Source organism: Massilia sp. UMI-21 (genome assembly GCA_015277795.1).
Taxonomy (GTDB): Bacteria; Pseudomonadota; Gammaproteobacteria; order Burkholderiales; family Burkholderiaceae_D; genus Telluria.
Map to the genome: position 1 here is coordinate 2,245,371 of CP063848.1, position 24,292 is coordinate 2,269,662.

Annotated in this window: 23 protein-coding genes and 1 pseudogene; 15 read left to right on the forward strand and 9 right to left on the reverse strand. The window is 68.2% G+C overall.

The features are described from left to right. Positions 1-117: 117 nt before the first annotated feature. Together IM543_09930 and IM543_09935 are read left to right on the forward strand one after the other, a co-directional pair. Positions 118-2,217 (forward strand): TonB-dependent receptor, encoded by a 2,100-nt coding sequence (locus tag IM543_09930; GenBank protein ID QOY96610.1) that lies wholly within the window; start codon positions 118-120, stop codon positions 2,215-2,217. Between the two features lie 157 nt (positions 2,218-2,374). After that, positions 2,375-4,171: a M4 family metallopeptidase gene (locus tag IM543_09935; protein ID QOY96112.1), complete on the forward strand. Its 1,797-nt coding sequence runs from the start codon at positions 2,375-2,377 to the stop codon at positions 4,169-4,171. Here the strand turns inward: IM543_09935 and IM543_09940 are convergent. Further along, positions 4,165-4,899, reverse strand: coding sequence for a M23 family metallopeptidase (locus IM543_09940; GenBank protein QOY96113.1), 735 nt, complete (start codon positions 4,897-4,899; stop codon positions 4,165-4,167). The two genes, IM543_09935 and IM543_09940, sit on opposite strands and share 7 nt — an antisense overlap. Before the next feature lie 28 nt (positions 4,900-4,927). After that, on the reverse strand, positions 4,928-5,935 hold the full coding sequence (locus IM543_09945) for a murein L,D-transpeptidase (GenBank protein ID QOY96114.1): 1,008 nt from the start codon (positions 5,933-5,935) through the stop codon (positions 4,928-4,930). A gap of 124 nt (positions 5,936-6,059) precedes the next feature. Between IM543_09945 and IM543_09950 the strand changes: the two genes are divergently transcribed. Further along, complete coding sequence (locus IM543_09950; GenBank protein QOY96115.1) at positions 6,060-6,350, forward strand: 2Fe-2S iron-sulfur cluster binding domain-containing protein; 291 nt, start codon at positions 6,060-6,062, stop codon at positions 6,348-6,350. On the opposite strand, the gene IM543_09955 is transcribed toward IM543_09950, so the two are convergent. Further along, the gene (locus IM543_09955) at positions 6,347-7,177 is read right to left on the reverse strand and encodes an alpha/beta hydrolase (protein QOY96611.1); all 831 of its coding nucleotides are present in this window, start codon (positions 7,175-7,177) and stop codon (positions 6,347-6,349) included. The genes IM543_09950 and IM543_09955 overlap by 4 nt on opposite strands. A 226-nt stretch (positions 7,178-7,403) precedes the next feature. Here IM543_09955 and IM543_09960 point away from each other — a divergent pair, with 226 nt between their 5' ends. Then, the gene (locus tag IM543_09960; protein QOY96116.1) at positions 7,404-7,589 is read left to right on the forward strand and encodes a hypothetical protein; all 186 of its coding nucleotides are present in this window, start codon (positions 7,404-7,406) and stop codon (positions 7,587-7,589) included. A 450-nt stretch (positions 7,590-8,039) separates the two neighbouring features. Here IM543_09960 and IM543_09965 read toward each other — a convergent pair whose 3' ends face one another. Continuing rightward, positions 8,040-8,237 carry a hypothetical protein gene (locus tag IM543_09965; protein ID QOY96117.1) on the reverse strand — a complete coding sequence of 66 codons (198 nt, stop codon included), beginning with the start codon at positions 8,235-8,237 and terminating at the stop codon, positions 8,040-8,042. A gap of 166 nt (positions 8,238-8,403) precedes the next feature. Here IM543_09965 and IM543_09970 point away from each other — a divergent pair, with 166 nt between their 5' ends. Both IM543_09970 and IM543_09975 read left to right on the forward strand, forming a co-directional pair. Continuing rightward, positions 8,404-8,541 carry a hypothetical protein gene (locus IM543_09970; protein ID QOY96118.1) on the forward strand — a complete coding sequence of 46 codons (138 nt, stop codon included), beginning with the start codon at positions 8,404-8,406 and terminating at the stop codon, positions 8,539-8,541. Between the two features lie 60 nt (positions 8,542-8,601). Next, positions 8,602-8,979, forward strand: a complete 378-nt coding sequence (locus IM543_09975) for a hypothetical protein (protein QOY96119.1) — start codon at positions 8,602-8,604, stop codon at positions 8,977-8,979. An 87-nt stretch (positions 8,980-9,066) separates the two neighbouring features. Here IM543_09975 and IM543_09980 read toward each other — a convergent pair whose 3' ends face one another. From IM543_09980 to IM543_09990, 3 genes are all read right to left on the reverse strand, one after another. Beyond that, positions 9,067-9,306 (reverse strand): hypothetical protein, encoded by a 240-nt coding sequence (locus tag IM543_09980; GenBank protein ID QOY96120.1) that lies wholly within the window; start codon positions 9,304-9,306, stop codon positions 9,067-9,069. Positions 9,307-9,432: 126 nt separating this feature from the next. Beyond that, entirely contained in the window at positions 9,433-12,321 is a 2,889-nt protein-coding gene (locus IM543_09985; GenBank protein ID QOY96121.1) for an EAL domain-containing protein, read from the reverse strand. Positions 12,322-12,453: 132 nt separating this feature from the next. Beyond that, complete coding sequence (locus IM543_09990) at positions 12,454-13,233, reverse strand: fused MFS/spermidine synthase (GenBank protein ID QOY96122.1); 780 nt, start codon at positions 13,231-13,233, stop codon at positions 12,454-12,456. A gap of 108 nt (positions 13,234-13,341) precedes the next feature. On the opposite strand from IM543_09990, the gene IM543_09995 reads away from it, so the two are divergent. From IM543_09995 to IM543_10035, 9 genes and pseudogenes are all read left to right on the forward strand, one after another. After that, the gene (locus IM543_09995) at positions 13,342-13,617 is read left to right on the forward strand and encodes a hypothetical protein (GenBank protein ID QOY96123.1); all 276 of its coding nucleotides are present in this window, start codon (positions 13,342-13,344) and stop codon (positions 13,615-13,617) included. Between the two features lie 15 nt (positions 13,618-13,632). Continuing rightward, complete coding sequence (locus IM543_10000; protein ID QOY96124.1) at positions 13,633-14,805, forward strand: GGDEF domain-containing protein; 1,173 nt, start codon at positions 13,633-13,635, stop codon at positions 14,803-14,805. A 154-nt stretch (positions 14,806-14,959) separates the two neighbouring features. Further along, positions 14,960-15,691 carry a CPBP family intramembrane metalloprotease gene (locus IM543_10005; protein ID QOY96125.1) on the forward strand — a complete coding sequence of 244 codons (732 nt, stop codon included), beginning with the start codon at positions 14,960-14,962 and terminating at the stop codon, positions 15,689-15,691. A 292-nt stretch (positions 15,692-15,983) separates the two neighbouring features. Next, positions 15,984-16,421, forward strand: coding sequence for a hypothetical protein (locus tag IM543_10010; protein QOY96126.1), 438 nt, complete (start codon positions 15,984-15,986; stop codon positions 16,419-16,421). Between the two features lie 101 nt (positions 16,422-16,522). Next, the gene (locus IM543_10015; GenBank protein QOY96612.1) at positions 16,523-17,464 is read left to right on the forward strand and encodes a hypothetical protein; all 942 of its coding nucleotides are present in this window, start codon (positions 16,523-16,525) and stop codon (positions 17,462-17,464) included. A gap of 97 nt (positions 17,465-17,561) precedes the next feature. Next, complete coding sequence (locus IM543_10020; GenBank protein ID QOY96127.1) at positions 17,562-18,416, forward strand: transporter substrate-binding domain-containing protein; 855 nt, start codon at positions 17,562-17,564, stop codon at positions 18,414-18,416. Positions 18,417-18,433: 17 nt separating this feature from the next. After that, entirely contained in the window at positions 18,434-21,544 is a 3,111-nt protein-coding gene (locus IM543_10025; protein ID QOY96128.1) for a response regulator, read from the forward strand. Then, positions 21,541-22,469, forward strand: a pseudogene (locus IM543_10030) (HD domain-containing protein). The gene IM543_10025 and the pseudogene IM543_10030 overlap by 4 nt, the downstream one beginning before the upstream one ends. A 91-nt stretch (positions 22,470-22,560) precedes the next feature. After that, on the forward strand, positions 22,561-23,100 hold the full coding sequence (locus IM543_10035) for a hypothetical protein (protein ID QOY96129.1): 540 nt from the start codon (positions 22,561-22,563) through the stop codon (positions 23,098-23,100). 70 nt (positions 23,101-23,170) lie between these two features. Here the strand turns inward: IM543_10035 and IM543_10040 are convergent, their stop codons facing one another. Both IM543_10040 and IM543_10045 read right to left on the reverse strand, forming a co-directional pair. Next, the gene (locus IM543_10040) at positions 23,171-23,458 is read right to left on the reverse strand and encodes a hypothetical protein (GenBank protein QOY96130.1); all 288 of its coding nucleotides are present in this window, start codon (positions 23,456-23,458) and stop codon (positions 23,171-23,173) included. 177 nt (positions 23,459-23,635) lie between these two features. Further along, a complete protein-coding gene (locus tag IM543_10045; GenBank protein ID QOY96131.1) occupies positions 23,636-24,280 on the reverse strand; it encodes an ABC transporter ATP-binding protein in 645 nt (214 codons plus the stop codon). Positions 24,281-24,292 lie beyond the last annotated feature (12 nt).

The following is a 24,292-nucleotide window of genomic DNA, read 5'->3' on the forward strand; positions in this document are numbered from 1 at the left end:
TATGATAACGATTATCATTCAGGAATTCCTGTTGAGTAAGTCTATCCCACATCCATGAACAACAAGACGCCGATCAAGCCGCTCAAGACCCTGCCCGCCGCCGTTGCCACCGCCTGCATGCTGATGGCCATGGCGCCTGCCGCCGCCCAGGAACAGCAGCGCGACGCCGAGAAGGAACAGGACCTCGCCTCGGTGGTCGTCACCGCCACCCGCACCGCCAAGGCCGTGGACAAGATCCCGGGCGCGGTCTCGGTGATCACCCAGCAGGAACTGGCGACCCAATACCTGATCGCGGACGATCCGTCGCAAGCCCTGGCCACCTATGTGCCGGGCTATGCGCCGAGCCGCCAGAAAATGACCTCGACCGGCGAATCGCTGCGCGGCCGCCAGCCGCTGATCCTGTTCGACGGCATCCCGCAATCGAACCCGCTGCGGGCCGGCATGCGCGAAGGGTATTTTGCCGATAGCGCCATCATCGAACGCATCGAAGTGATCAACGGCGCCTCGGCGATGCAGGGCATGGGCGCCACCGGCGGCATCATCAACTACATCACCAAGACCCCGCGCACCCCGGGCACCACCTATACGCTCAACACCCGCCTGTCGAGCCAGTTCGAGTCCGACAGCCTGGACTGGAAAACCGGCCTGACCGTGAGCCACAAGTCGGAAGCCTTCGACATGCTGGCCTATGCCAGCGTGCAGCGGCGCGGCATGGGCTACGACGGCCATGGCCGCCGCATCGGCCTGGACGCGGTGCAGGGCGACACCATGGATTCGCGCGGCAATGACCTGTTCCTGAAGATCGGCAAGTCCTTCGGCGCCCAACGCCTGCAGCTCAGCCTGAACCGCTTCGACCTGCAGGGCGACGGCGACTACCGCAGCGAGCCGGGCGTACTGGCCGAGGGCGTCCCGACCAGTTCCGTGCCCGGCACGCCGCCTGGCATGCCGCCACGCAACAAGGTGCGCAGCGCCAGCATCGACTACCGCCACGCCGACCTGGCCGGCGGCAGCCTGAGCGCGCAGCTGTTCAGCCACGATTTTTCGTCGCTGTACGGCGCCACCAAGACCGCCACTTTCCAGGACGTGCGCATCGCCCCTGCCGGCAGCCTGTACGACCAGTCGGAAGTCGTGGCCGACAAGCTGGGCGCGCGGGTCACCTGGGTGCGCCCGGACCTGCTGGTGCAGGGCCTGGAGCTGACCGCCGGCCTCGACTGGCTGAAAGATCACACCCAACAGCGCCTGGCGGCCACCGGCCGTACCTGGGTGCCCGAGCTGAAGTTCCGTTCGCTGGCGCCGTTCGCCCAGCTCGAATACGAATTCGGCCCGGTGACCGTGCGCGGCGGCCTGCGCTACGAAGACGCGAAACTCGAGGTCGATACCTACACCACCCTGGCCGCCTACGGCAGCCGCAGTGTCGAGGGCGGTTCGGCCGAGTTCTCGAAGTCGGTGAAAAACATCGGCGCCGTGTGGCGTTTCGCCCCCGGATGGTCGGCCTTCGTCGGCAGTTCGGAAGGCTTCGGGCTGCCCGACGCCGGCCTGGTGCTGCGCGGCGTGACCCTGCCGAACCAGTCGGTCTCGAGCCTGATCAGCCTGCAGCCGATCATTACCCGCAACAATGAAGTCGGCATCAATTGGCGCGGCCGGCAGGGCCAGTTCGGCCTGTCGCGCTACGACTCGCGCTCCAAGCTCGGCAGCGTGATCCGCATTACCGCAGCCGGCATCGGCCTGGTCGAGCGGGTGCCGACCACGGTCAAGGGCTGGGAAGCGAATGCCGAGTGGCGCCCGACCAGGGAGGTGAGCGTGTTCGGCACCTGGGCCACCACCGACGGCAAGACCGCGGCCACCCAGGGCGCGCCGATGGACCTCGACCTCGGCGCCCGTTCGCAAGGTCCGGACAAGGCGGTGCTGGGCGCCAACTGGAAGTTCCAGCCCCAGGCCCAGTTGCGCCTGCAGGCCACCCACCTGCGCGACCGCGACATCAACATCGGACGCCGGGTCGGCACCAGCAAGCTGGAAGAGCACTTCAAGGGCTACACCCTGGTCGATGTCGCCGCGACCTGGGAGACCGCCTACGGACGCATCGGCCTGAGCCTGGAGAACCTGTTCGACAAGTACTACGTCGGCTACTACTCGCAGTCGGCCTCCGCGGTGGATGTCAACGCCACCTACGCCGGCCGCGGCCGCACGCTGGCGCTGAGCTGGAACCGCGGCTTCTGATCGAAGCTTGACCGGCAGGCGGACGCTTCGGCGTCCGCTTCGCATTTCTGTCCCCTGCGCGCAGTAGAGTTGCGCTCAAGCAAATACTTTCTGCTGAGCTCGTCCAAACTGTCCGATGGGCGGCCCAAGGGGGCCGCGGTTCCCGGACGGAGACGAGATGACAACGCACACCACTTTCCCGGCAGCGCTGCTCGGCGCCGCCTTGTTGCTCCTGCCGTATTGCGCGCCGGCCGCGCCGACGATGAGCCCGCCGGCCAGCCTGAGCGCCAAGGCCAGGTCTTCCGTCCTGGCCCAGTTGCTGGCACAGCGCCAGGCCAAGGGCCTGGACGCCGACCACCACTACCGGATCACCGCCTACCATCCGGGCGCCAACGGCACCCAGATCCTGCGCGCCGCCCACACCTGGAAGGGCCTGCGCGTGTTCGGCTCCGATTCGGTCGTGGTGCTCGACAAGTCGGCGAAGGTGCTGTCCGAATCCGCCTCCGAGCGCCGCCAGGACCTGGGCGTGGGAAGCGCCAACCGCCTGGGCGCGCTGACCGCGAGCTTCTCCGTCCAGCCGCAGATCAACGGCAAGGCCGCAATCGCGGCCGCGCTGGCCTCGCTGGCGCCGACCCTGGGACAGAATGCGGTGCACGTGGTCAAGCCGGGCGCCGAACTGCTGATCTACCCGGTGATGCGCATGCAGCGCGTGGTCGGGGCCGGCGCCAAGGAAGAAGCGGAGCTGAACGCGCTCGACGTGCAGGACGTGGTGGAGCGCTATGAACTGGCCTACCTGGTACGCACCCGCATGCGCCTGGGCGAGCAGCCGGTGTATTTCGACACGATCGTCAGCGCGCGCGACGCCGCCGTGCTCGACCAGTGGAACATGCTGCAGACCGTGATCGGGGTGGGAAGAAGCCAGTACAGCGGCGAGGTCCCGGTCAGCACCACGCTGAGCAAGGGCAGCTACCAGATGCTCGACCCCGAGCGCGGCAAGGGCGGCACCTTTGGCGCGATGGCGATCACCAATGCCAACAACGGCACCAGCGCCGGCAAGGTCTATACCAACGCCACCAATGTCTGGGGCGACGGCAAGCAGTTCGTGGAGGGCGGCAGCACCACCGGCGCGAACGGGCAGACGGCGGCGGTCAACGCCATGTGGGGCCTGATGAACACCTACGACGCGCACAAGAATGTGCTGGGCTGGCTCTCGCTGGACGGCAAGGACACGGCCACCTACATTGCCGCCCACGTCAACCGCGGCTATGACAACGCCTACTACAGCGACACCTGCCGCTGCATGTTCATCGGCGACGGCAGCTATTTCACGAGCCTGGGCGCGATCGACGTCATCGGCCACGAGATGGGCCACGGCGTCACCGCGGCCACCTCGAACCTGATCTATTCGGGCGAATCGGGCGGCTTGAACGAATCCAGTTCGGACATCGCCGGCGAGGTGGTGGAAGCCTACGCGCGCGCCGGCGGCAAGGGCGACAGCTTTCCGGACGAAGGCAACGACTGGCAACTGGGGACCGAAATCAGCCGCAACGCCACGCCGCTGCGCTGGATGCACCGCCCCAGCAAGGACGGCAACAGCCCGGACGCCTGGAGCACGTCGCTGCGGCGCCTCGATGTGCACTACAGCAGCGGTCCGAACAACCGCATGTTCTACTTCCTGGCACGGGGCTCGCGCGATGACAGCGCGGGCGACTATTACAGCAAATACCTGGTCAAGCAGCCCAAGGCGATGACCGGCATCGGCACCGACAAGGCCTTCCGCATCTGGTTCCATGCGAATACGACCAAGTTCACCTCGTCCACCAACTACGCCGATGCGCGCGCCAGGATGATCGAGGCGGCCGAAGAGCTGTACGGCAAGGAGAGCCGGGAGGCAGTGGCCGTGCGGCGCGCCTATGCCGCCATCAATGTCGGCGCCGACGTGGACGAGCCGGGCGCGGTCGCCTCGCCCTATTGAGCCGCGACGGCCTGGCGGTCCGACATCAGTGGATAGGGATTGATCGGCGTCCCTTTCCACCACAGCTTCTCGGGCGTCAGCTCGAACACCGCGAAATGCAGGTGCGGCGCGTTCGGGGCGGCGTTGCCGGTCACGCCGACATAGCCGATCACGTCGCCGCGCTTGAGGTCCATGCCTTCCTCGATGCCGTCGGCGTAGCGGTCCAGGTGGGCGTAGTAGTAGGCGTATTTCTCGCTCGGGTCGAACTGGTACAGGGTGGTGCCGCCCGGCTTGCTGGCGAACAGCTTGGCCACCTTGCCGTCGGCGGCGGCCAGCACCGGCGTGCCTTTCGGCGCCATGATGTCCAGGGCTTCGTGCTGGCGCTGCGTGCCGCGCGGCTGCTCATAGGTGTCGCTCAGGCCGGCGAGCTTCAGGCCCTGCACCGGCACCAGGAGCTTGCCGTGGACGGCGGCGGCGGCGGCATCGGCCGGGGCCTGCGCCGTGCTCGTGGTCGCGCCAGCCGTGGCCGGGCCGGAAGACGGCCGCAGGGGCAGTTCGACGTCGCTGAGGTCGGCCTGCACCATCGGCGGGCCGGGCAACTGCGGATCGATCTGCGCAGCCGGCACGCCGGCCGGCGCCTCCGTCCTCGCCACCGCCGGCGCCGGGTCGTCGGGCACGGCGCGCAACAGAACGAACAGTCCGCCGGCGCCGACCAGCACGCCGAGCACGAAGCTCATCAGCCATTTCATGTCATCCTCCGTCGGCTTGTCGTGGGTGTCAGCTTTCCAGTTCGACCTCGAGCCCTGCGCTGACCGCACCCGCCACTTCGGCGGCGCTCCAGTTGGTCAGGCGGATGCAGCCGTGCGACTCGGTCTTGCCGACGTGGGCCGGCACCGGCGTGCCGTGGATCCCGTAGTGTTCCTTGGACAGGTCGATCCAGACCACGCCGACCGGGTTGTTCGGTCCAGGCGGCACCTTGGCCTTCTTGTCTCCCGGTTCGGCGTCCCAGAACAGCTTCGGGTTGTAGTGATAGGTCGGGTTGGCGTGCACGCCGTTGACTTTCCAGGTGCCGATCGGCAGCGGGTCGTTGGCGCTGCCGGTCGATACCGGGTACTGGGCGAGCAGGGCGCCGCCGGCGTCGAACAATTGCAGCACCTTGGGGCCTTCCTTGACCACGATCTTCGCCGCCTTCGGCAGCGGCTGCTTGCCGTGCACGTTGGGCACCATGATCTGCTCGCCGGCGCGGCTGAAATCCTTGCCCGGGTTCAGGGCGTCCAGCATGGCGGGCTTGGCATGGAACTTCTCGCCCAGGCCTTCGAGCACGTTTTCGTACCCCAGTTCGGGCAGCTTGGCCTTGTCCATCATGTCGTCCGGCACCGCACGGAAGGGCCCGGCCACATCGGCTTCGACCAGCGTATAGGTCACCAGATGCGGGCTGTTGTCGGTGTTCAGGGCGTTCCAGGTGGCCTCGTCCAGCTTGCCGCTCACCGGCAGCTTGCGCATCGCCTGGAAGGTGTTCAAGGCCTGCCGCATATTGGAACCGTAGGCCCCGTCGATCTCGCCCGGCGAGAGGTTGGCGCGGTCGAGCAGGACCTGGGCCCGCAGGTTGCGTTCGAATTCTGCCTTTCTGGCATCAGCCGGGCTGAGCGCTGCGCCGGCCTCGGCGGCGGGCTGAGCCGCAGCAGGGCTGGCCTGCGGCGCCGGGGCCGGGGACTGCTGTGCCTGGGCCAGGGGAAGGGCGCCCAGCAGGGCGGCGCAGAGGGGAAGTGCGTGCAATTTACTCATGATAGTTTCCTGCAAGTCTAGCTTTTGGAAAGCCCAGAGTAGGCGTCGCCCGGCGGTGGGTCTGTGCGAGAACGAACTCAAGCGACCTGGCCGGGCTCGACCGAATGCAGGCTACAATCGCCCCATGACCCGCCATACCATCGTGCTCCAGCCTGCCGGTTTCGCCGTCGAGGCGGACCCGGACACTAGCATCCTCCATGCCTGCGAAGCGGCGGGCATCGACCTGCCCAGTTCCTGCCGCAACGGCAGTTGCCGCACCTGCATCTGCCGTGTGAAGAGCGGCGCGGCGGCTCACCTGACCGAGTGGCCGGGCCTGTCTTTCGAGGAAAAGCGCGAAGGCTGGATCCTGCCCTGCGTGGCGGTGGCGCGCGGCGCGCTCGAGATCGAGGCGCCGCTGGCGCGCCGGCTTCCCTAGGGGGAGGGACGGCCGAGCGCGCGCTCGATCACCGCCAGCACTTGCGCCCAAGCATGCGAGCTGGCGGCGGCTTCGTCGTAGTGGCTGGCGCCCGGCAGGATCACCACCTCGGCATGGTCGCCCGCCTTGTGTGCGCGCGCCGCATAGTCCCGCGCCACGCGCGGCGGTGAAATCGTGTCCAGCTCGCCGGTGACCAGCCAGGTGCGGCTGCCATTGGGCATCAACTCCGCCGCATTGGTATCGACGAAGACGTCGGGCCGTCCGGGACCGGGCGTGCCGGCCAGTTCGGCGGTGTCGCGCCCGCAGCTGGACTTGATCAATGTTGCCTCGTTGCGCAGGTCGGCCAGGCCGCCCAGGCTGACCACGGCCGGCACCTTCAGCTGCCCGGTGCGATACAGCGGGCTGCCGGTCGGGATGCGTTCGCGCCCCGCCAGCCACTGCACCAGCTGGCCGCCGGCCGAGTGCCCGACCGCCACCAGCCGCTCGAGGTCGAGCGGGTAGTGCGCCGCCTGGGCCGCCAGCAGCGCGAGCGCGGCCTGCATGTCCTGGTAGGTGCCGGGATAGCCGCCGCCCGCTTCGTCGGTGCGCCGGTACTCGACGTTCCAGACCGCGATGCCGCGTGCCGCCAGCGCCCCGGCCATGTTGCGCAGTTGGGTGATGCCGCCGAACTTGCTGGTCCAGCAGCCGCCGTGCACCAGCACGGCCACCGGGAACGGGCCGCTGCCGGACGGCAGGAACAGCTCCGCATATTGCGAGGGCGCCTCGCCATAGGAGAGGCGGGCGGTCGGCGCCGGGCCGGACAGGGCGAGGTAGTCGGCCAGTATCATGGGGGTGGCGGCGGATGCGGCGTGGATGCCGCCTGCGAACAGGGCGGCCAGCAGGAGCGGACGGAGGTGCGGACGAAGGTGCATGATCGGACTTGAAATAGTTGAGCTGCCACTATACCGAGGATGCCGGGTCCGATCCAGCGTGCGCCCGCACGATTGAAAAACCCGGCATGCGCATCCATGCTAGGCTGCATCTACATGCAATCACGTCAACAAGGAGGATGCAATGAGCCAATCGAAATCCGGTGGTAACGAGACCAACAAGCAATCGGACCACCTGTCCGAAGAAGAAATGGCCAAGCAACGCGCTGGCCAGAATACCGACAAGAGCAGCCACAACCACATGTCGAACGTCAAGGCGGGCAAGCACGAAGGTGCCGGCGGCGGCGCGAAGCAGAAACATCATGGCTGAGTGAACGCACGGGGGGCGCCGCCCTCCGTGCCGCCGGACCCGACGGGTCCGGTTCATATCCAACCCGAGAGGCTGACCATGACTACGCTTGCACAAGAGAACAAGCTGCACGGTTCATCCCCCGTGCACGCCCACAGTACCCCTGAACCGGATCAGCCCGACCCGACCCCGGCGCCCGATCCGCGCCCCCCGGTGCCGGACGACGTGCCCGATCCGGTCAACGCGCCGGTCGGAGACCCGCGTTTGCCCGAGCCCCCTATCCGGGCAGATTGATCCCTGTCCTTGCCGAAGCTTGCCCCGCCCGCCGCAGTCCGCGTGCGGGCGGGCTGTGCGTTTGGCAATGGTGGAAGTGGATGCCGGAAGTGGCTGCCCGAAGCGGCTGCCGGAAGCGGCTGCCGGCAGCCGTGCCGGGAGGTGACCGGCCGCGATGGGCCGGCGTCGAGTGGGTGGCTAGCCGCGGGCCTCGTCCGGGGCGCCGGAGGATCCCTGGCTGGGCTGGGCTCCCGATGGCGGCAGCGGGGGAATCTCGCGGATCATTGCTTCGGTTTCCAGTTCTCCAGGCGATTTCTCACCGCTGCCGATGTCTGCTTCGTGGAACACATTGCCGCCTTTCGCGGCGGGATCGACTTGGCGGGTCGGGTGGTTCATGGTCTACTCCAGTGGTTAAACGATAGGACGATCCTAGCAGGGCCACCCGGGCGTCGGCGCGCGGCAGGCACGCTGCCGGCGGCCCGCCCGATCCACGTCATGCTCCTGACACTTTTGCCTGCCTATAATGGCCGGAACGAGAACGGACGCGACGCTGGAGGAGACCATGGGCCATACCTTGTACGACACGATCTACCTGGGCCGCGGGCGGCTGTTTTACTCGGGCCGGGCCCGCCTGGTGCTGGTGCTGGGTGCTGCGGCCGGTGCCGGCCTCGGCTGGCTGGCCCTGCGCGCATTGCGCTGAGGCTTGCTCTAGGGCGGCGCGCCCGGTACCATGACGCGCCCTGCCCGAAAAGAAAGCAAAATGAAGAACGAACAACTGACAACGGACGAATACGACGCCCTCGAACTGGTACGCCGCGGCGTCAAGCGCGACAGCGCGGGCGCCTGCGTGGGACGCAATGCCAAGCGCCTGTCGGGATTGAAGATGCTCGAATACACCCGCGACGGGCGTATCGTGCTGACTGAAAAAGGACAGCAGGTGCTGTTCCTGCGCCGCTGCGTGAACACCCTGACGGCGCTGGCCGGCGATCCGCAGGCGCCGGTCGACGGCGACGTGGGCCGCTTCCTGAGCCTCAAGTCGCATATCGCACCGCTCGAGGAAGGCGGCTATGCCCTGACCGACAAGGGCCGCGAAACGCTGGACGACATCACGCGCCAGCAACAGCAACAGCGCCGTTGAGGCGCTGCCGTCGCCAGCGAACGCCGCCGCCTCGGGCGTGCGGCGCGCCTGACTGGTGCGCTTGGTGGGTGCGCTCCCTTGCTGCGCCTAGTTGGCGCGGCGGCGATTCGGATACACCAGCACCCTTACCGCCACTTCGGCCGGCACGTTCATCGTCGCCAGGAATTCCGCCGCGCGTTGCAGTCCGAGGGTCGGGACCGAGGCCACCGCCTGGTTGACCAGGTCGCGTGTGCGGATGTCGGTGCGCTGCCGCTTGATCCTGGCGTCGCCCGCGCTGCCCGCGCTCGCGGTCAGGGCCGTCAACTCAGCGCTATCATTGATTATCATAAATATCCGTATGTCTGGGGTTGCTAAAGAGACACGGCTATTTTAAGGCTAACAATGTTGAAATAGCCACAAATAAATGTCGGCAAGGCAGCTAATTTGCTGAATGTGTCCAGATATTGCGCTAGATCAAGCCGGAACTGACTGCGCGCCGGCTTTCATCGGTATCGCCGGCGTCGTTTCCGTCATCTTGTGGCGCGGCGGGGGCAAGGCGCGACCCTGTACCAGCAACTGCCTGAATTCCTCGGCCGCCAAAGGCTTGCTGAAGAAATAGCCCTGCATTTCGTCGCAACCATGGCTGCGCAGGTAGTCGAGTTGCTCGGCGGTTTCGACGCCTTCCGCGATCACGGCCAGCTTCAGGTTGTGGGCCAGCGCAATGATCGAGGTCACGATCGCGGCGTCGTTGGCATCGTGGGTGATGTCGGCAACGAAGGAGCGGTCGATCTTGAGCACGTCGATCGGGAAGCGCGACAGGTAGGACAGGCTCGAGTAGCCGGTGCCGAAATCGTCGATCGACAGGTTCACGCCCAGCGACTTCATGCGGTGCAGCAGTTCCACGGCCGGCGTCACGTCGCTCATGAACAGGCTTTCGGTCAGCTCGATCTCGAGGCAGCTCGGGTCGAGCATGGTGTCGACCAGGACCGATTCCAGGCTGGCGATCAGGTCGGCCGCGCCGAACTGGCGCGCCGACAGGTTCACCGCCACCCGCAGTCGGCCCAGGCCGGCATCCTGCCAGGCCTTGTTCTGGGCGCAGGCGGTGCGCATCACCCAGGCGCCGATTTGGACGATCAGGCCGGTTTCCTCGGCGATGCCGATGAAGCGGCTCGGAGGCACCATGCCCAGTTCCGGATGTTTCCAGCGGATCAGCGCTTCCATGCCGACGATCTGGCCCGTCTTCAGGTCCACCTGCGGTTGGTAGTGCAGTACGAATTCGTTGCGCTCGAGGGCGTTGCGCAGCGCGCTTTCGATGCGCACGCGCTCCAGCGATTCCTCGTTCATGGCCGGGGTGTAGAACTGGAAGTTGTTGCGCCCCAGTTTCTTGGCGCTGTACATCGCGATGTCGGCGTGCTCGATCAGGCTGTCGGCCGGCGTGCCTTCGCTCGGGTACACGGCCACGCCGATCGAGCAGGTCACGAAGAATTCCTTGGTGCCGAGCATGACCGGCTGGGCCACCGAATCCATCACGCGCTGCACGATCTCGGCGCACAAGGGCTCGTCGTGCTGCTCCGACAGGATCACCACGAACTCGTCGCCGGACAGGCGCGCCACGGTGTCGGTGTCGCGCAGCGAGCCGGTCAGGCGGGCCGCCACCGTCATCAGGAGCACGTCGCCGGCCTTGTGACCCATCGAGTCGTTGACGAACTTGAAGCGATCCAGGTCGATCAGCATCACCCACATCGGGCGCCCGCTGCGGTTGGCGTAGGCGATCGCCTGGCCGAGGCGGTCCTGCAGCAGCGAGCGGTTGGGCAGGCCGGTGAGCACGTCGTGCTGGGCCACGTGGTGCACGCGCTGTTCGGTGAGTTTGCGTTCGGTGATGTCGCTGCCGGTGCCGCGGTAGCCCGCCAGCGCGCCGGCGTCGTCGAACACCGGCTGGCCGTTGACGCAGAACCAGCGGGTATCGCCATGCTCGTCGACGACCTTGTATTCGAGGTTGGCGAAGGGTTCGTGCGCCTTCACTTGCGCCATGTGGGCGCGCCCGACCTCGGTATCGAGCAGCGCGGGGACGTATTCCCAGCGCGTTTTGCCGAGCACGGTTTCCACCGCGAGGCCGGCCTTTTCGGTGAAGCCGCCGGTGACCATGGTGAAACGCAGCTCGCGGTCCTGTTCCCAGTACCAGTCCGAGGACATCGATACCAGCTGGCGGAAGCGCTGCTCGCTCTGTTGCAGGGCGCGCTCGGCGCGCTCGCGCGCCGCCATGTCCTCGACCAGGCGGCGGTTGGTGCGGCGCAGGTCGGCGGTGCGCTGGCGCACCAGTTGCTGCACCTTGCGGGCGCGCTGGCCGGAGGCTTGCACGAAGGCCGTGCCCAGCAGGGTCATCAGGATGCCGCCCACCAGCAGGGCGCTCGAGGCCATGTGGTCCTGCAGGAAGGGACGCGGGGCGCTGGCCACCTCGATCCGCCATGGCTTGCCGGCAATGCGAAGCAGCCTGCTGCCATGCCCGGCATGGCCGGGCGCCAGGAAGCCGGCCAGCCAGCTGTCGCCTGGCCTGCCGGTTTCGCCGGTGGAGAACATCAGGTTGCCAGGGCTGGCAAGCTCGCCGGCGTAGACCGAGACGAAGATGTCGCTGGTGTTGTCGCGCGGGTCGAGCAGGCCGGTATTGGCGAGCGAAGCGCGTACCAGTTCGGGCCCGCGGATCACCACCGCGGTGTCGCCCGCGAGCATGCCCTGGCGGTCGAACACCGGCATGATCAGTTCGAAAGCCGGCTGCTGGCGTTCGTCCTGAGCCAGCTGGAGCAGGTCGGTCGCGGCGGCGCGGCCGTCGGCGCGGGCCAGCGCCAGTGCGCTCATCACCTGGGCGTTCTGGGTAATGTTCAGGCCGAAGGCGCGTTCGTTGCCGGCCATCGGTTCGATGAAATCGACGATGTGGTAGCGGGCCCGCTGGGGCGCCGCGACCAGGCCCTTGGGCGTCAGTTCGGTGAACACGGTGCCCGGCCGGACCCGCTGCAGTTCGCGTTCGACGGCGGCGCGCGCTTCGCCCGGCACGATGCGGTGGAAATTAAACGCCTGGATGTAGCGGTGGCGCTGCAGCAGGGCCGCGGTGAAGTCGCGGAACTGTTCGCGACTGACCGGCTCGCCGCGTGCGAACAACTGGTTGGTCACGGTCAGCACTTCGACCGCCTGGTCGATGCCCTGGCGCACCGCCGCCACGCGCTCGTCGGCGCGCTGGGCGAACTCGAGCGCCATATTGTCGTACTCGAGGTGGCTCACCCCCAGGAACAGGGCGCCGGACGCGGCAAGGCCGCCCCCGAGCGTGAGGGCTGCCGCGAGAGTCAGCGACAGGGGCAGGCGAAGCGGCATGGAGATTCCAGAATATATCCGTGAGCAAGACTTGCCAGCAGGCATCAATACGCGAAGTGTGTCACATCCGCAGGCGGTTCGGCAAACAAAATGTCGCGCGTACTTACCGATGTTGCATGCCGCGAAGCCGCCTCAGCCTTGTCGTCTTGACAGGCATCCAACCACCAGGCGGGCCAGCAGGCGGTTGAGCAGGGCCGCACCGAGGCCGCGGTTGCCGAGCGTATCGCGCAGTAGTCGCAGGCCCTGGCCGGCGCCCGCGCCCTTGTGCATCGGGCGCTGTGCAAACAGGATCTGGTTGTTGCCGGCGATGCCAGACAGCCAACAGGCGTGGCTGTCGAAGGCTGCGCGTAAACGTTGCACCGCAGATACATAGTCGGGATCATAGGTGAAGATATTAGCCGCCAGTACGCCGCCGGGTCGCAAGGCGCGCCGGCAGTCGGCATAAAAGGCCGCGCTCGACAGGGCAGGGGGCAGGCCGGCGGCGTCGAAGCCGTCCACCAGCAACACGTCGGCAATGGCGGTATCCGAGCGCGCCAGCCAGTCGGCCGCATCGCAGTGCAGCACCCGCAGCCGCGCGTCGTCGGGCGGCACCTGGAACTGCTGGCGCAGCGCAATCACGTCGGCCCGCAGCTCCAGCACGGTGATGCGGGCCTGCGGAAAGTGGCGATGACAAAATTTTGCCAGCGAACCGCCGCCGAGGCCGACCATGACGATGTGGCGCGGACGCGGCGCCAGCAGGGCGAAGCACATCATGGCGCGCGCATAGGGCAGGACCAGCGCGCTCGGACGCGACAGGCGCATTTCGCTCTGGATGTCGCCGGGCGTGAATTCCAGCGTACGGCGGTCGCCCCGGGTGGAGACGATCGGCGCAGGCGGCACTTGCCGGGACGGAGGAAACTCGGGCGGGGGCATGGTGCCAGTATAGTGGAGCTCCCGGCCCGAGGGGGCGCCGGCCCCCTTTGGCTTGTTCAGCGGCATCGCTTTCTGATAAGCTGACCATCCGAACAATAGGACTGCCCCATGTTCCTGGACCATCCTTCCATCACCGCCACCAATGCCCAGACCGAGCCCGACCGTCTCGAGCGCCTGCAGCGCGTCTACGGCTACGTGATGGGCCTGGCCGACAGCGCGGGCAATGCCGGCTTCGTCGACAAGCTGACCCAGCTGCACGACCACAAGGGCACGCTGATCGTGTTCTGGCATGCGCCGCCCAGCGCCGAAGAACAGGACTATTTCAGCCGCGCCTGGGCCAGCAAGGTTGGCGACGGCACGACCCTGGTCGAACACGAATACTGAGGCGGGACCGAACCCATGACGAACCTGGACGCGACCACGATGGTGCTGGTGTTGGCCTTGGGCAACCTGACCCTGTGCGCGCTGCTGACCTTCTTCGACCACGGGCCCGCCCGCCCGCCGGCGCTCGGCGCCTGGTCATTGTCGAAACAGATCCAGGCCGGCGCCTGGACCCTGCTGGCTCTGGGCGGCGCAGGCGTCGTGCCCGAGTTGCTGGCGCTGCCGGGCGGCTATGCGCTGCTGCTCGCGGGCGTCGCCGTCGAGGCCGGCGCCTCCTGGCAAGAGGCCGGCCACGACGGCTGGCGCCGTCCCACGATGCTGGCGGCCGGCCTGGCGATCGGGGTGTTTTTCGTCTGTTACCTGATCGACGAGCAAGGCTTGCGCAGCCTCGCCGCTTCGCTGCTGCTCGGCGCCCTGTACCTGAACGTCGCGGCGGCGCTCGGCGCAGGCTGGCGCCAGGCCAGCCTGCTGCGGCGCTTCCTGGCCCTGGTCACCGGCGTGCTGGCACTGCTGGTGGCGGCGCGCGGCCTGTCGGTCCTGCTGCTGCCGGGCGGCTGGCGCTGGCTCTCGAGCGATCTGCTGCACCAGCTCTCCAGCGCCGCGCTCTACCTCCTGATGCTGGTCAACGCCTTCGGCATGCTGCTGCTGGGGCGCGAACGTGCCGGCCGCGAACTGGCGCGCCTCGAAGTGGTCGACCCGCTCACCGACGTGCCGAACCGGCGCGGCTTCTTCAACGCGCTGGCGCCCTGGATGGCGCTGGCGCGCCGCCCCGGCCTGCCCACCGCCCTGGTGGTGCTCGACCTCGACCAGTTCAAGCGCGTCAACGACGGCTACGGCCACCCGGCCGGCGACGCCGTGCTGCGCCACGTGGTGGAACTGTGCAAGCGCCAGCTGCGCGACTCCGACCTGGTGGGGCGCCTGGTGGGCGTCGAGTTCGCGATCCTGCTGCCGCGCACCAGGCTCGACGAGGCGACCCTGGTGGCCGAGCGCATCCGGGCGGCGATCGCCAGCTCGCCGGTCAAGAGCGAGCGCGCCATGATCGCCATGACCGCCAGCTTCGGCGTCACCGTGATCCGTCCGGAAGACAGCACCGTGACCCTGTTCCAGCGCGCCGACGACGCCCTGCGCGCGGCCAAGGAGGCGGGGCGCAACCGGGTCAGCCAGGCGGTGCCGGCGCCGGTCGAGGTGTAGGGAAGGGGCGTGCAGGCCAGGTTGCGGTGCCGCACCGGTCCGCGGTGGGAATTGGTGACTTTTTGTGCGCCGGGACGGTGCTATGCTCGCCCGACCTATCGTTTCGCGACCGGTCCGGCGGCTTTGTCCGCGGCGGCCCGGCTGCTTTCTGCACATGTTGAACAATCTGCTGGCGCTGTTCCTGCTGCTCGTCTTCCCCGCGCTGAATCTCTGGCGCTCGCTGCGCCCGAAGAAAGACCGGCCGCCGCGTCCGTTGCTACGCCGCTATTGGACCATGAGCTGGCACTCGCTGGCCTTGCTGGGCCTGCTCTGGGTCGGCGCCTGGCAGGCAGGCTACACCCCGCGCCAGCTCGGCTTTGATCTTCCACTCTCGCGTGCCGGCGCCTGGGGCCTGGCGGGTGCAGTGCTCCTGCTGGCCGGCCTGGTCGTTGCCGGCAAGCTGATCGAGCGTCGCAAGACGCCGCAGGCACGTGCCGAGGACGAACGCAAGATGCTGAACGCATCGATGCCCTGGCCACGGAACCGGGCCGAAGCCCTGGCATTCGGGGCAAGCATGCTGGTCATGACGGCCGGCTGGGAAGTGCTCTATCGCGGCTTCCTGCTCCTGCTGCTGACGCCGCTCACTGGCCTGCCCCTGGCGGTCATTGCTTCCGCCCTGGCCTATGGCATCGGACATGGCTACACAAGCCCGAAGCAGCTTGCCGCTTCCGTCATCTCGGCCTTCATCTTCACGATCGCCTACGCCTGGACCCAGAGTCTATGGTGGCTGATACTCATCCATATCGGTTTGCCCCTGAGCGTGGTCCCGGCAGTGATCCGTGCCCATGGCCGCCGCGAGGCCGCGAACGCGCGTGAAGGGCAGCTGGGTTCGCCGGCCGGGGCCTGATCCGGCCCATCCGCCAGCCACCGTGATGTCTTCACCCCTTCCGCGGTTGCTATTCATAGAAGGAATCAATGTTTAACTTCTTTCATCCAAGGCCGGTCATCGACGGCCGTGCAGTGGCGGTAGCGGTTGTCGAGCAAAAGGCATCGGCCCGGCAGGAGACACGGACGCTGGTCGTGGATACGCGGCGGCCCGCGCCCGGCGAACCCACTGCGGCGCGGGCGGGCGGAGAAGGACACATCGGGCCCTGACAAGCTAGCCGTTTCCGATCACGCCAACCAGCCTTTCAACTGCCATGGACTTTCAGCTCACGATTCAGCTGCTGCTTGAAGACGATGGCCTGCTGACCATCGAGGGCCACGCCGCGAGCTGGGGCTTTGCCGGCAGCACCCAGGTGTACACCAGCTACCGCGCGCTGGAGCAATGGGCCGGCGCACTGGAAGGGCTCGCGCTGGTCGCCGGCCAGGCCGTCGGCTTCGAGGCGGGCGGCCGGGACAGCTATGCCTATCTGGGCGTCACGGTGTCCGTCCTCGATGCGACAGGGCATTGCGTGTGCAGCGTGGCGATCGAGTCGAACGAGAAGCACAGCTTCGAGAGCTGGAACAAGCTGGCGCTCGACTTCCGTACCGAACCGAGCGCGCTCGACCGCTTTGTCCGCGAGCTCAAGACCTTGATCCGCGCGCGCCAGGGCACGGCGCGCCTGCCCGGCACCGATCACCGCCCAGCCGGGTAGCAGGCAGCCCAGCTTCGCGACCGGCGCCACGCCGTCGCGTCACATGCCGGTCATATCGCCGACGTATCCTGCGGCATCGTCGCCGCCGGAGTCCCCCCATGATGCCTTCACCTCCCGCCCTGTCCCGCTACGCCGCAGTCGAACTCGGTTCCGACAGTTTCCGCCTGCATGTCGGGCGCATCGAGCACGACGAGCTGGTGCTGGAGGCGACGCTATGCGAGCGGATCGCGCTGGCCGCTTCCTTCGACGAGGACGGCAGCCTGTGCGAAGCGGCGATGCGGCGCGCGCTGGCCTGCCTGCGCACATTCGCGCAGGTGCTCGAGGCCTGGCGTCCACAGGCGGTGCGGGTGGTCGCCACCGCGGCGTTCCGCACGGCGCGCAATGCCGAGGTATTCCTGCCCGCCGCCGAAGGGGCGCTGCGGCGGCCGATCGAACCGATCGCCGGCGACGAGGCCGGGCGCCTGGTCTACCTGGGCGTGGCCAGCACGCTCGATGCTGCGGCGGCGCCGGGCGACCCGCAGCGCCTGGTGCTCGATATCGGCGCCGCCTCGACCGAACTGGTGCTGGGGCGGGGCGCCGCCATCGAACGGATCGAGTCGCTCCGGATCGGCGCGGTGCGCCAGAGCCTGAGCTTCTTCGCCGACGGCCGCATCGATGCGGCCGGCTTCGATGCCGCCGTGCGCTCCGGGCGCAGCCGCTTCGCCGACACCGCCTTCGCCGGGCGCAGCTGGCCGCTCGCCTATGGCGCCTGCGGCACCGTGCGCGCACTCAGCGAGATCGCGCACGCGGAAGGCCTGGGTGGCGGCCGCCTGGGCCGGGACTGCCTGCAGGCCCTGCGCGCGCGGTTCCTGGATGCCGGCCACGTGGCGCGGGTGCGGCTGGCCTGGCCGGCCGCGGCGCGTGCCCCGCACCTGGCCGGCGGCCTGGCGCTGCTGGTCGCGCTGATGGAAGAGTGTGGCGTGGCCGACGTGCTGCCGGTTCACGCCGGCCTGCGGGTGGGCGCGCTGTGGGACCTGCACCGCCGTGCCGGCGCCGGCGCCTGACTGTCGTTTTCAGGATGGCGTCCTTCTTTTTACTGTTTTTTAGAAACTTCTGGTGGCATACTCCTGTTGTTCGATCAACCATGCTCCCACTGTTTCCATGCGCCGCTTCCTCCTGTCCGCGTTGGCCGCGTTGGCCGCTTGTTGCCTGGTGCAAGTCCATGCCCTGGCCGGTCCCCGTGGGCACATCGGCCTGTGCTTCGAGCGCCAGGAAGTGCGTCCCTGGCGCACGCTCGATGGCGGCGGGCTGAACTTCGAACTGCTGGCCGAGGTGGCCAGGCGCACCGGCGTCACCTTCGACTACCAGAGCATGCCCTGGAAGCGTTGCCTCGAGCAGCTCAAGGCCAACCAGGTCGGCGGCGCGTTCGCGGTCAGCTTCAACCGCGAACGCATGGCGCTCGGGGCGTATCCAGGCGTGGCCGCGGGCGCGCCGGAGCCGCGCGCCGACCCGTCCAAGCGCATGCATACCGATACCTACATGCTGGTGCGGCGCCGCGGCAGCCGGCTCGACTGGGACGGCAAGGCCTTCCGCAACCTGCACGGACGGATCGGCTTCCAGCTCGGCTATTCGGTGGGCGACTTCCTGCGCGCCCAGGGTGTCGCGACCGACGAGGGCAGCCAGCGTGCCGACGAGCTGGCGCAGAAGCTGATCGCGGGACGCCTGGCCGGCGCCGCGCTCGGCGGCGGCGACGCCGCGCGCCTGATGCGCGGGCCCTACGGCAAGCGGCTCGAACTGCTGCCGGTGCCGCTGGTCGAAAAACCGTATTTCCTGGTGCTCTCGAGCGCCCTGGTCGCCAGCCGGCCGCAGCTGGCCGCACGCCTGTGGGAGGCGGTCGAGCAGGTGCGCACCAGCCCGGCCTACCGCAAGCGCGAGCAGCAGGAACTGGGCGTGCGCCGGCTGGGCAGCCAACTCCGCGGCCGCAGCGGCAAGCAGGGCGGCAAGCTTGAGGCTTGATGCGATGGAGCCCGATCATGGAGGCAACCGTCGTGGAGGAAACCATTAACCGCCGCCGCAGCCTGCTGCGCCGCCTGGCCGAGAACTGGCGCCAGAACATCGTGTTCCGGCTCGGCGCCGGCATCGTGCTGGCGGTCGCGCTGTCGACCGGCGTCTACACCACTTACACCCTGCACACCCTGCGCCTGGATGCCGATGCGCGCCTGCAGGAGCGCATGGAGCGCCAGGCAACCGTATTGGCGCATGCGCTGGCGCGCCCGCTGTTCGACATCAACAGCGCCGCCGTGTCCTCGGTGGTCGATGCGCTCGGCGCCACGCCCGAGGTACAGACCCTGCGCGTTTTGTCCCCGGACGGCACGCTGCTGGCCGCGCTCGGCAACGCCGGCGAGCGCAACGACAGCGGAACGGCTTTGCATGTGCGCCGTCGGATCAGCTACAACGACGGCACCCGCGCCTATTCGGTCGGCCTCATCGAGCTGGCGTTTTCGCGCGAGCAGATCGACCGCGACCTGCGCCAGCAGATCATCCACACCGCCGCCGCCAACATCCTGCTGACGCTGGCGATCGTCGCCTGCGTGTTCGTGGTGGGGCGCCGCATGTCGCAACCTTTCGCCGACATCCAGGACGCCCTGGAAAAACTGGCGCGCGGCGAGACCGACATCCGCCTGTCCGGCATCGGCCGGCGCGACCAGGTCGGGCGCCTGTCGTCGGCGGTGCGCAGCTTTCGCGACACCCTCAACCGGCTGCGCCAGGCCGAGCAGGTGACCAATGGCCTGCTGCGCGAGAAGAGCCGCATCGAGCAGCAGCTGCGCGAGCTGAACGAAGACCTGGAGCAGAAGATCGCCGCCCGCACCGAGGAACTGACGCAGTCGAACCTGCGCGCGGAAGCGGCCAACGTCGCCAAGTCCGAGTTCCTGGCCAACATGAGCCACGAGATCCGCACCCCGATGAGCGCGATCATCGGCATGGCCTACCTGGCGCTGCGCACCGATCTCAATCCCAAGCAGCAGGACTACGTCGGCAAGATTCACCGCGCCGCGCTGTCGCTGCTCGGGATCATCAACGACATCCTCGACTTTTCCAAGATCGAGGCCGGCAAGCTGGACGTCGAGCAGGTGCCGTTCTGCCTCGACGAGGTGTTGTGCAACGTGGCCAGCGTGACCAGCCAGCGCGCCGCCGACAAGCGCCTCGAATACCTGTTCCACGTGCCGCACGCGGTGCCGCGCAAGCTGGTCGGCGATCCGCTGCGCCTCGGCCAGGTCCTGATCAACCTGGTCAACAACGCGGTCAAGTTCACGCCTGCGGGCGAATTGCAGCTGTCGTGCATCCCGCTGAAAGGAACGGAGCCGGGCAGGGTGAAGCTGCGCTTCGCGGTGCGCGACACCGGCATCGGCATCGGCGACGAGCAGCAGGCCAAGCTGTTCCGCGCCTTCAGCCAGGCCAACGGCTCGACCACGCGCGAGTACGGCGGCACCGGTCTCGGGCTGTCGATCTCGCAGCAGCTGGTGGGCCTGATGGGCGGGCGGATCGCGATCGACAGCGCCCCCGGCGCCGGTTCCACCTTCCACTTCGACCTCGACTTCGCGCTTTCGGGCGAGCCGGAATCGGCGCCGGCGGCGCCGCCCGAACTCGACGGCGCGCGGGTGCTGGTGGTGGACGACAGCGCGCTGGCGCGCGCCATCCTGCGCGAGGCGCTGGCGGCGCTGCCGCTGCGGGTGGAGTGCGCGTCCGATGCGCGCCATGCCGAAGGCGCGATCATCGCCGCCGACGCCGCCGGCATGCCGTACCGCCTGGTGCTCACCGACTGCAGCATGCCGCGCATGGACGGCATCGAACTGGTGCGCCGCATTAGCGCCAACCGCGCGCTGAGCGCGCCGCCGCTCACCGTGCTGGTGACCGCCTTCGGGCGCGAGGACGTCCAGGCCCGGGCCGAAGCGGCGGGCGTGAACGGCTTCCTGTTCAAGCCCTTCGTGCAGTCCGCCCTGTCGAATACCCTGTCCGGCCTGTTCACTGCCGCCCCGGCCGGCATCGCCGGCGCCGGGGTGGCGCGCACCTGCCAGCAAGGCGCGCGCGTGCTGGTGGTGGAGGACAACCTGGTCAACCAGCAGATCGCACGCGAACTGCTCGAGGCCCAGGGCGTGGACGTCGACGTGGCCTCGACCGGCCACCAGGCGCTGGACGAGCTGCATGCGGGCGGACCGGGCGCCTATCGCCTGGTGCTGATGGACCTCGAGATGCCCCAGCTCGACGGCCATGCGGCGACGGTGGAACTGCGCAAGGACCCGCGCTTCGACGAGCTGCCGATCGTCGCGATGACCGCGCACGCCCTGTCCGAGATCCGCGAGCGCTGCCTGGACGAAGGCATGCAGGACTACATCACCAAGCCGGTCGATCCGGAAAAACTGACCGCCACGCTGGCGCGCTGGATGGGCAAGGCAATGCCCGCGCGCGCCGCGCAGGCCAGCCTGGCGCCGCTGCCGGGCCTGGCCGGCATCGATTCCAGCTTCGGCCTGCGCAACGTGGGCGGCAACAGCGCGCTCTACGTCGAGCTGCTGGACCGCTTCCGCGCGTCGCAGCGCGACGCCGGCTGCAGCATCCGCAGCGACCTCGATGGCGGGCGCCTGCGCGAGGTGGCCAGCCGGACCCATTCGCTGCGCGGCGTGGCCGGCAACATCGGCGCCCGCGAACTGCAGTCGCTGTCGCAGGAGATCGAGCAGGAGGTCGGGCGCCCGGCGCCCGACCTGGCCGCGCTCGACCGCAGCGTGTCCGCGCTCGAGCGCGCCATCACCGACCTGATGGACGCGCTGGACTGCTACTTCGCCAACGCCCCCGAGGTGCCTGCGGCGCTAGCGCCGGCCGGCGGCGCGGCCGATGCCGATGACGCCCAGGATGCCCGGGATGCCCGGGATGCCCACATGGCGGCGGTCCAGCTGGAGGGCTTGCTGGCCGAGTTCTCGGGCGAGGCCACCGATTATTTCGACACGGTGCGCGCCGCGCTGGGCCGCCTGCTCGGCCCCGGCGCGCTGGCGCGCCTCGAGGCGCACCTGTCGCGTTACGAATTCGAAGAGGCGCGCCTGGTGCTGAGCCAGTCCCGGGGCGCTTCTCCCCCCATTGCGGAACACCTATGAATGCCCTCAAGGACAAGGCGCAGGCACAGCCGTACCGGCCGACGGTCCTGATCGTCGACGACACGCCCGACAACATCATGCTGCTGTCGCGCCTGCTGAAAGACAAGTACCACACCAAGGTGGCCACCCGCCGATCCTGTTCGCGCGCGTCTCGACCCACCTGACCCTGCGCGCGGCGCGCAAGCAGCTGGCGGAGCACAACCAGCACCTGGAGCGCATGGCGCGGCAGCGCACCGCGCAGCTGCTGCTGATGCAGGAAGCGCTGATCCTGGCGATGGGCGCGATGGCCGAGACCCGCGACGGCGAGGCGGGCGAGGGCGGCGGGGCCAACCACATCCGCCGCACCCAGCACTACATGCGGGCGCTGGCCATGAAGCTGCGCAGCCATCCGCGCTTTGCCGCCAGCCTGAGCGACGAGAACATCGAATTGATGACCAGGTCGGCGCCGCTGCACGACATCGGCAAGGTCGCGATCCCCGACCGCATCCTGCAGCACCAGGGCAAGCTCGACCCCGAGGAGTTCGAGGTGATGAAGCTGCACGCGGCCTATGGGCGCGACACCATCATGCTGGCCGAGAAGCACCTGGGCGGCAGCAACAGCTTCCTGATGTTCGCGCGCGAGATCGCCCATTCGCACCAGGAGAAATGGGACGGCAGCGGCTATCCGGAAAACCTGAGCGGCGAGGCGATCCCGCTGTCGGCGCGCCTGATGGCGGTGGCCGACGTCTACGACGCGCTGATCTCGCGCCGCGTGTACAAGCCGCCCTTCACCCACGCCCAGTCGCTCGAGATCATGGCGCAGGGACGCGGCACCCACTTCGATCCGGACGTGCTGGACGCCTTCTTCGCGCTGGAAGCGGAATTCCGGCGCATCGCCCAGGAATTCGCCGACGCGGACGAACTGGCCGGGCAGGATGCAGGCTGAGCGGCATTCGCAGCGCGGCCGGCTGCGCGTTCAACAGGACCATGTTGGCAGTCGTGGCGTAAATCGACTATATTGTTTAGCTTGTTGAACGATGGAGCCAGTCATGCCCAGGAAGTCGGCTGCCGTGACGGCGGCAGCGAAGGGGAGCGCGCGCACCGCGGCCGCCCCGGCAAGAGTCGCACTCAAGCCCGCGCTCAAGCCCGCGCCCAAGCCCGCGGCGAAGTCCGCAAGGAAGCCGGCCATTCCCAAGCCGGCAGGGGCCGCCAGGTCGGCGCCACCCACGACCGCCAAACCGGCCGTCAAGTCAGCCGTGAAGGCGGCGGCGAAGTCGCTGGCCGCGCCCGCGCCGAAGCGCGCCGCGCGCAAGGCGCCCGCCGCGGCGCTTCCGGTGCGCGACGCCGCCGCCGCCCGGCCGGCACTGGTGCGCGACAGTTTCACCATGCCCGAGCAGGAATACGCCGTGCTTGCCGACGTCAAGCAGGCCTGCCTGCGCGCCGGCATCGATGTCAAGAAGAGCGAACTGCTGCGCATCGGCGTGGCCCTGCTGGGCCAGGTCGACATCGCCACCCTCAAGTCGGTGCTGGCAGCGCTGCCCCAGCTCAAGACCGGGCGGCCTCCGGCTGCACCGTAGCGCTTCCCGCGCCCCACGGTCTATGTGGGGCGCGGCGATGCGGCGCAGCCATCGGGGGAATGATCGGACGCTAGTGGATCGAGGCGCTGGTCAGTTCCTTCAGTTCGCGGATCGGGATGTTCGATTTCTCGTGCATGCGCAGCAGTATCGTCGCACCGACGTTGAGCTTGCGGTGGCGAATCTTGCTGATGATCGGCGGCTGCACCTCGAGCACGCGGCACAGCTCGGCATCGTTCTTGAGTTGCATGCGCTCGATCAGGGTGTCGAGCAGTTTATTGGGCACGAAGCTCGACGGTTCCAGGGCGCGAGCCCGGTGCATCGCGGCGAGCATTTCCTGTTTTTTCTGTCGTACGCTCATGTTGCTTCTCCGAATATGTAAACATGGATTCGGGACGGATCGACTGTTCTGGAAATAAGCCCTGCCTGTTGTGATCGGCTATTTGTGGCGGGTCGTTGTGATATTACTACGATTGTGTCATGCGCGATTCACGAATAGAGCGTAACGTGCTGTAACAGCGGTCTTTCTTCCTGGAATTTAAGCTAATTTCAATCCGGAACGTGTCAATAGCAGGATCTGGTCGGCCATGGCGGCCGCGGCGTGGGAGTGGGTGACCATGATGGCGCCGGCGCCGCTCAGGCGGGTCTCGCGGCGCAGCAGGGACAGGATGCCCTGGGCGGTCTCGGGATCGAGGTTGCCGGTCGGTTCGTCGGCCAGCAGCAGGGCGGGGCGGTGCACCAGGGCCCGCGCGATCGCCACCCGCTGCAGTTCGCCGCCGGAGAGCTGGCGCGGGAAATCATTGCCGCGCCCGCCGAGGCCGACGGCGTCCAGCATCTCGTCGGCGCGGGTATCGGGGCTGCGGTTGAGCAGCAGCGGCAGCGCCACGTTCTGGCGCAGCGTCAGGTGCGGCAGCACGTGGAAGGCCTGGAAGATGAAGCCCATGCGGGTGCGGCGCAGGCGCGTGGCGGCCGTGTCGTCGAGGGTCGACATCGGCGTGCCGTCCACGATCACCTGGCCGCCGTCCGGCGTGTCCAGGCCGGCGATGATGTTCAGCAAGGTCGACTTGCCGACCCCCGACTCGCCCATGATGGCGACGAATTCGCCGGCGCGGAAGCTGTGCGACAGCCCGGACAGGACGCTGCGCCCGCCGTAGGTCTTGGTCAGGTTGTCGAGGACGAGCATGGTTTCCTTTGG